Annotated in this window: 5 protein-coding genes; all 5 read right to left on the minus strand. The window is 70.4% G+C overall.

All coding sequences use genetic code 11. The features are described from left to right. Window positions 1-111 precede the first annotated feature (111 nt). The 5 genes from thyX to ACFU7Y_RS38025 all read right to left on the minus strand — a co-directional run bounded on the left by thyX (window position 112) and on the right by ACFU7Y_RS38025 (window position 5,765). A complete protein-coding gene (thyX, locus tag ACFU7Y_RS38005) occupies window positions 112-843 on the minus strand; it encodes an FAD-dependent thymidylate synthase (protein WP_224277436.1) in 732 nt (243 codons plus the stop codon). Further along, window positions 840-1,298: a tetratricopeptide repeat protein gene (locus ACFU7Y_RS38010; protein WP_224277438.1), complete on the minus strand. Its 459-nt coding sequence runs from the start codon at window positions 1,296-1,298 to the stop codon at window positions 840-842. The genes thyX and ACFU7Y_RS38010 overlap by 4 nt, the downstream gene beginning before the upstream one ends. A 25-nt stretch (window positions 1,299-1,323) precedes the next feature. Continuing rightward, entirely contained in the window at window positions 1,324-2,070 is a 747-nt protein-coding gene (gene dapB / locus ACFU7Y_RS38015; protein WP_224277440.1) for a 4-hydroxy-tetrahydrodipicolinate reductase, read from the minus strand. A gap of 13 nt (window positions 2,071-2,083) precedes the next feature. After that, on the minus strand, window positions 2,084-3,490 hold the full coding sequence (locus tag ACFU7Y_RS38020) for a pitrilysin family protein (RefSeq protein ID WP_224277442.1): 1,407 nt from the start codon (window positions 3,488-3,490) through the stop codon (window positions 2,084-2,086). Window positions 3,491-3,557: 67 nt separating this feature from the next. After that, a complete protein-coding gene (locus ACFU7Y_RS38025) occupies window positions 3,558-5,765 on the minus strand; it encodes a polyribonucleotide nucleotidyltransferase (protein WP_224277444.1) in 2,208 nt (735 codons plus the stop codon). Window positions 5,766-6,200: the final 435 nt, after the last annotated feature.

A 6,200-nucleotide genomic window follows, 5' to 3' on the forward strand; every position in this document is an offset into this window, starting at 1 on the left:
GCTCGGGGGTTCGGGCAGCACCGGAATCCGTGTTCACGAATGTAGGGAGCGGCTAGAAAAGCCGCAATCCAGACATGCCAGACACTCTGCCCATATGCCTGTCGTCCCAGGTCAGGGGGCGACTCGGCCGTGCTTCTCGAAAGCCGCATGGGTGAGCGGCATGAGCTGGGCCCACTGCTCCTCCATCTGCTCGGCGACCATCTCGATCTCGCGCTGTGGGAAGGACGGCACCGCCGAGTTCTCCCGCCTGGTGCGCAGCGACAGGAAGTGCATCAGCGAGCGCGAGTTGCAGGTCGCGTACATCGAGGAGAACAGGCCCACCGGCAGCACCGCGCGGGCCACCTCGCGGGCCACCCCGGCGGCCAGCATCTCCTGGTAGCGGGCGTAGGACTCGCGGTACGCGGCCTCCATCGCCTCCGTGGTGGTCCTGTGCTGCTCGGGCGTGCCCTCGTGGAACTCGTACTTGCCGGGGCGGCCCTGCTGGACCAGCTTGCGCTCCTCGCCCGGCACGTAGAAGACCGGCTGGAGCTCGCGGTAGCGGCCGGACTCCTCGTTGTACGACCAGCCGCTGCGGTGCCGGTGGAACTCCCGGAACACGAAGATCGGCGCGCTGATGAAGAAGGTCATCGAGTTGTGCTCGAACGGCGTGCCGTGCCGGTCGCGCATCAGGAAGTTGATCAGGCCCTTGGACTTCTCCGGGTCCTGCTGGAGGGCTTCGAGGGACTGCTCGCCCGCGGTCGAGACCCGGGCCGCCCAGATGACGTCCGAGTCGGCGGCGGCGCTGCGGACCAGCTCCACCGTCACGTCGCTGCGGAAGCTGGGGGCCGTCGGTTCGTCGCTCACGCGTTACTCCTTGCGGGTTCGGTGCTGTGCAGCTTGATGGCGTGCTGCATGGTCTTGCGGGCGCGCGGGGTGTCGCCGGCGTCGGCGTAGGCCACGGCGAGGCGGAACCAGACCCGCCAGTCGCCCGGCGCGGCCTGTGCCTCGGTCTGGCGGCGGGCGAACACCGCGTCGGCCGAGGCCCGGTCGATCCGCCCGCCCTTGCTGCGCTTCAGCTCGTCCACCGGAAGGCCGCCCTCGGCCTCCAGCTCACGGGCCAGCCGCTCGCTGTCCCGGCCGAAGCGGACGGTCTGGCGCAGGAACCAGACGCCGATCACCGGGATCACGAAGGCGCAGATCCCGATGCCGATGCCGAGCGGCTTGCCGGTCGCGATCAGCTGGACGCCCTCGCCCACGCAGACCAGGGCGACCAGCAGCAGCACGCCGGACAGGACGAAGAAGCCGGTACGAGACGTCATGACGCACTCCTGGAGATCAATGCGGTCACAGGTCCAGGAAGTGTTCGAGGCCGAAGGTCAGCCCCGGGGTCTCGACGACCTTGCGCACGCCCAGCAGGATGCCCGGCATGAAGCTGCTGTGGTGCAGCGAGTCGTGCCGGATGGTGAGCGTCTCGCCGGTGTCGCCGAACATCACCTGCTGGTGGGCGAGCAGGCCGCGCAGCCGCACCGCGTGCACCGGCACCCCGTCCACGTCGGCACCGCGCGCGCCGGGCAGGCTGTGGGTGGTCGGGTCCTGCTGCGGCGGCCGGCCGGCCTCGGCCCGGGCGGCCGCGATCAGCTGGGCGGTGCGGGTGGCGGTACCGCTGGGAGCGTCGGCCTTCCGGTCGTGGTGCAGCTCGACCACCTCGACCGACTCGAAGTACCGGGCGGCGATCTGGGAGAACTTCATGCCGAGGATGGCGCCGATGGAGAAGTTCGGCGCGATCAGCAGGCCGAGCTCGGGGGCCTCGGCCAGCCGGCTGCGGACGGTGGCGAGCCGCTCGTCCGTCCAGCCGGTGGTGCCGGTGACCACGTGGATGCCGTTGCGCACGCAGTAGTCGAGGTTGCCCATCACCGCGTCGGGGTGGGTCAGCTCGACGGCCACCTGGGCGCCCGCCTCGGTCAGCTCCTCCAGCTTCGACCCGCGGCCGAGGGCGGCGACCAGCTCCATGTCCGGAGCAGCCTCCACCGCCCTGACCGCCTCGGAGCCGATCCGTCCCTTGGCGCCGATCACGGCGACACGCAGCGTCATAGCGAATGTCCTCTCACACCAGCAGATCGGCGAGCTTGGCGGCCCGCTTGTCGTTGACCGGGCCGATCAGGGCGAGCGACGGCCGGTACGCGCCCAGCACATCACGCGCCACCTCGTGGACGTCCTCCAGGGTCACCGCGGCGATCCGCTCCAGCATGTCGTCCACCGACAGGTGGTGCCCGTAGCTGAGTTCGGCCTTGCCGATCCGGTTCATCAGCGAGCCGGTGTCCTCCATGCCGAGCACGGTGGAGCCGGAGATCTGGCCGATCGCGCGCTGCAGCTCCTCCTCGGTGATGCCCTCCTCGACCACCTTGGCCAGCTCGGCCCGGCAGATCCGCAGCACCTCCTCGACCCGCTTGGGCTGGCAGCCGGCGTAGATGCCGAACAGGCCGCTGTCCGCGTAGGACGAGGAGTACGAGTAGACCGAGTACGCCAGGCCCCGCTTCTCGCGGACCTCCTGGAAGAGCCGGGAGCTCATCCCGCCGCCGAGGGCCGCGTTCAGCACGCCCATCGCCCAGCGGCGCTCGTCGTGCCGCGGCACCCCGGGCACGCCCAGCACCAGGTGGGCCTGCTCCGTGGAGCGGTTGAGCACCTCCACCTTGCCGGCCGTGCGCAGTGCCCTGACCCCGCGGCGGGCCTCGGCAGGCGCCGCGGTGGAGGCCTCCAGCACCGGCGCGAAGGCCTGCTCGACCTGCTTGACCACCTTGCGGTGGTCGAGGTTGCCGGCCGCGGCGACGACCAGCTGCTCGGGCCGGTAGCGGCGACGGTAGAAGCCGGCGATCTGGTCCCGGGTGAGCGTCCTGATGGTCTCCTGGGTGCCGAGGATCGGGCGGCCGAGCGGGCCGCTGCCGAAGATCACCTTGGCGAACAGGTCGTGCACCACGTCGCCCGGGTCGTCCTCGGCCATCGCCATCTCCTCCAGGATGACGCCGCGCTCGGCCTCCACGTCCTCGGTGCGGATCAGCGAGCCGGTGAGCATGTCGCAGACCACGTCGATGGCCAGCGGCAGGTCGGTGTCCAGGACCCGGGCGTAGTAGCAGGTGTTCTCCTTCGCGGTGAAGGCGTTCATCTCGCCGCCGACCGCGTCCAGGGCGGCCGAGATGTCCAGCGCGCTGCGCCGCTCGGTGCCCTTGAAGAGCAGGTGCTCCAGGTAGTGGGTGGCGCCGTTGAGCTGCGGGGTCTCGTCCCGCGAGCCGACGCCGACCCAGATGCCGAAGGTCGCGGAGCGCACCGTCGGCAGGGTCTCGGTGACGACCCGAAGGCCGCCGGGGAGGACGGTGCGGCGCACCGTGCCGGCGCCGTCGACGCCCTTGAGCAGGGTCCGGGTGGTGCCGGGGCGCTGCTTTACCGCCGGGGCCTGCGCCACGGGGGGTACCTCCAGGGGAGACGCACGTGGGAAGGCACGTGCGGACGTAAGCATGTGGACAACTGGGTGCGGCCCGCACGCCGTGTGAGGCGTACGGGCCGCGGGGTCAGCTAGCGGCGCTTCACTCGGAAGCGGCCTCGCCGCCCTCCTCGCCCTCGATGACCGGGATCAGGGAGAGCTTGCCGCGCGGGTCGATCTCGGCGATCTCGACCTGGACCTTGGCGCCGACGCCGAGGACGTCCTCGACGTTCTCCACGCGCTTGCCGCCGGCCAGCTTGCGGATCTGCGAGATGTGCAGCAGGCCGTCCTTGCCCGGCATCAGCGACACGAACGCGCCGAACGTCGTGGTCTTGACCACGGTGCCCAGGTAGCGCTCGCCGACCTCCGGCATGGTCGGGTTGGCGATCTGGTTGATCGTGGTGCGGGCGGCCTCGGCGGCCGGGCCGTCGGCGGCACCGATGTAGATGGTGCCGTCGTCCTCGATCGTGATCTCGGCGCCGGTGTCCTCCTGGATCTGGTTGATCATCTTGCCCTTGGGGCCGATGACCTCACCGATCTTGTCCACCGGGATCTTGATGGTGATGATGCGCGGCGCGTTCGGGGACATCTCGTCGGGCGAGTCGATGGCCTCGTTCATCACGTCGAGGATGTGCAGGCGGGCGTCCTTGGCCTGCTTCAGCGCGGCGGCGAGCACCGACGCCGGGATGCCGTTCAGCTTGGTGTCCAGCTGGAGGGCGGTGATGAAGTTGCGGGTACCGGCGACCTTGAAGTCCATGTCGCCGTACGCGTCCTCGGCGCCGAGGATGTCGGTCAGCGTGACGTAGTGGGTCTCGCCGTCGATCTCCTGGGAGATCAGGCCCATGGCGATGCCGGCGACGGCGGCCTTCAGCGGCACACCGGCGTTCAGCAGCGACATGGTCGAGGCGCAGACCGAGCCCATCGAGGTGGAGCCGTTGGAGCCGAGCGCCTCGGAGACCTGGCGGATGGCGTACGGGAACTCCTCGCGGGTCGGCAGCACCGGCAGCAGGGCGCGCTCGGCCAGCGCGCCGTGGCCGATCTCGCGGCGCTTGGGCGAGCCCACGCGGCCGGTCTCACCGACGGAGTACGGCGGGAAGTTGTAGTTGTGCATGTAGCGGCGGCGCGTCTCCGGGGAGAGCGTGTCCAGCTGCTGCTCCATGCGCAGCATGTTCAGCGTGGTGACACCCAGGATCTGGGTCTCGCCGCGCTCGAACAGGGCCGAGCCGTGCACCCGCGGGATGGCCTCGACCTCGGCGGCCAGGGTGCGGATGTCGGTGACGCCGCGACCGTCGATGCGGACCTTGTCCTTGATGACGCGCTCGCGGACGATCTTCTTGGTCAGCGCGTTGTAGGCGGCGCTGATCTCCTTCTCGCGGCCCTCGAACTCGGGCAGCAGCTTCTCGGCGGCCAGCGCCTTGACGCGGTCCAGCTCGTTGTTGCGCTCCTGCTTGCCCGGGATGGTCAGGGCCTGGGCGAGCTCGTCCTTGACGGCGGCGGTCAGCGCGGCGAGGACGTCGTCCTGGTAGTCCAGGAAGACCGGGAACTCGCCGGTCGGCTTGGCGGCCTGGGCGGCCAGCTGCGACTGCGCGGCGCACAGGACCTTGATGAACGGCTTCGCGGCCTCCAGGCCGGAGGCGACGATCTCCTCGGTCGGCGCGTCGGCGCCGCCCTCGACCAGCTTGATGGTCTTGTCGGTGGCCTCGGCCTCGACCATCATGATCGCGACGTCGCCGTCCGGCAGGACGCGACCGGCGACGACCATGTCGAAGACGGCCGACTCCAGCTCGCTGTGGGTCGGGAAGGCGACCCACTGGCCGTTGATCAGCGCGACGCGCACGCCGCCGATCGGGCCGGAGAACGGCAGGCCCGCCAGCTGGGTGGAGGCGGAGGCGGCGTTGATGGCGACCACGTCGTACAGGTGGTCGGGGTTGAGCGCCATCACGGTGACGACGACCTGGACCTCGTTGCGCAGGCCCTTGACGAAGGACGGGCGCAGCGGGCGGTCGATCAGGCGGCAGGTGAGGATCGCGTCCTCGGAGGGCCGGCCCTCGCGACGGAAGAACGAGCCGGGGATGCGGCCGGCGGCGTACATCCGCTCCTCGACGTCCACGGTCAGCGGGAAGAAGTCGAAGTGCTCCTTCGGCTGCTTGGACGCGCTGGTGGCCGACAGCACCATGGTGTCGTCGTCCAGGTAGGCCACGGCGGAGCCGGCGGCCTGACGGGCCAGACGGCCGGTCTCGAAGCGGATGGTACGGGTGCCGAAGGAACCGTTGTCGATCACGGCCTCGGCGTAGAACACGTTCTCTTCCACCTGGAAGATCTCCTCTTTCGTACGTCTCCGGGAGAGCGTCCCCGCGCACTGCCTGCGGTGGGCCCCGGGCCCTCGTCAGGGAGGGCGGCAGTCGGGCCGGTCTTCGATCGAAGCCTCCGGAGTGCCCCGCTCGGTCTGCGGGGGTTCCGACGGCCACTACCGAGGACCGGCGCCTCACGGCTGCCGGGCCGGGAAGGGCGGTCCGCGTCTGGACGCTCTCTCGGATGCGGGCGGCTTCCGTTTGAAGCCTTCGTCCCGCGGGGGTTCGGGTCCTTCTGCCCGGGTGGCGCGCTGGTGCGCCATCACCCGGCATGCCCACAACCCTACGGTGCAATCCTCGGCCACCTGGGGAGGTGCGCGCGAGTTGTTATCTCCGGGCACCGCGGTTCAAGAGCCGCGGCATACGCGCGAGGGGCGGCTCCCCGGTGTGGGGCC

Source organism: Kitasatospora sp. NPDC057542, from assembly GCF_042801945.1.
Lineage (GTDB): Bacteria > Actinomycetota > Actinomycetes > Streptomycetales > Streptomycetaceae > Kitasatospora.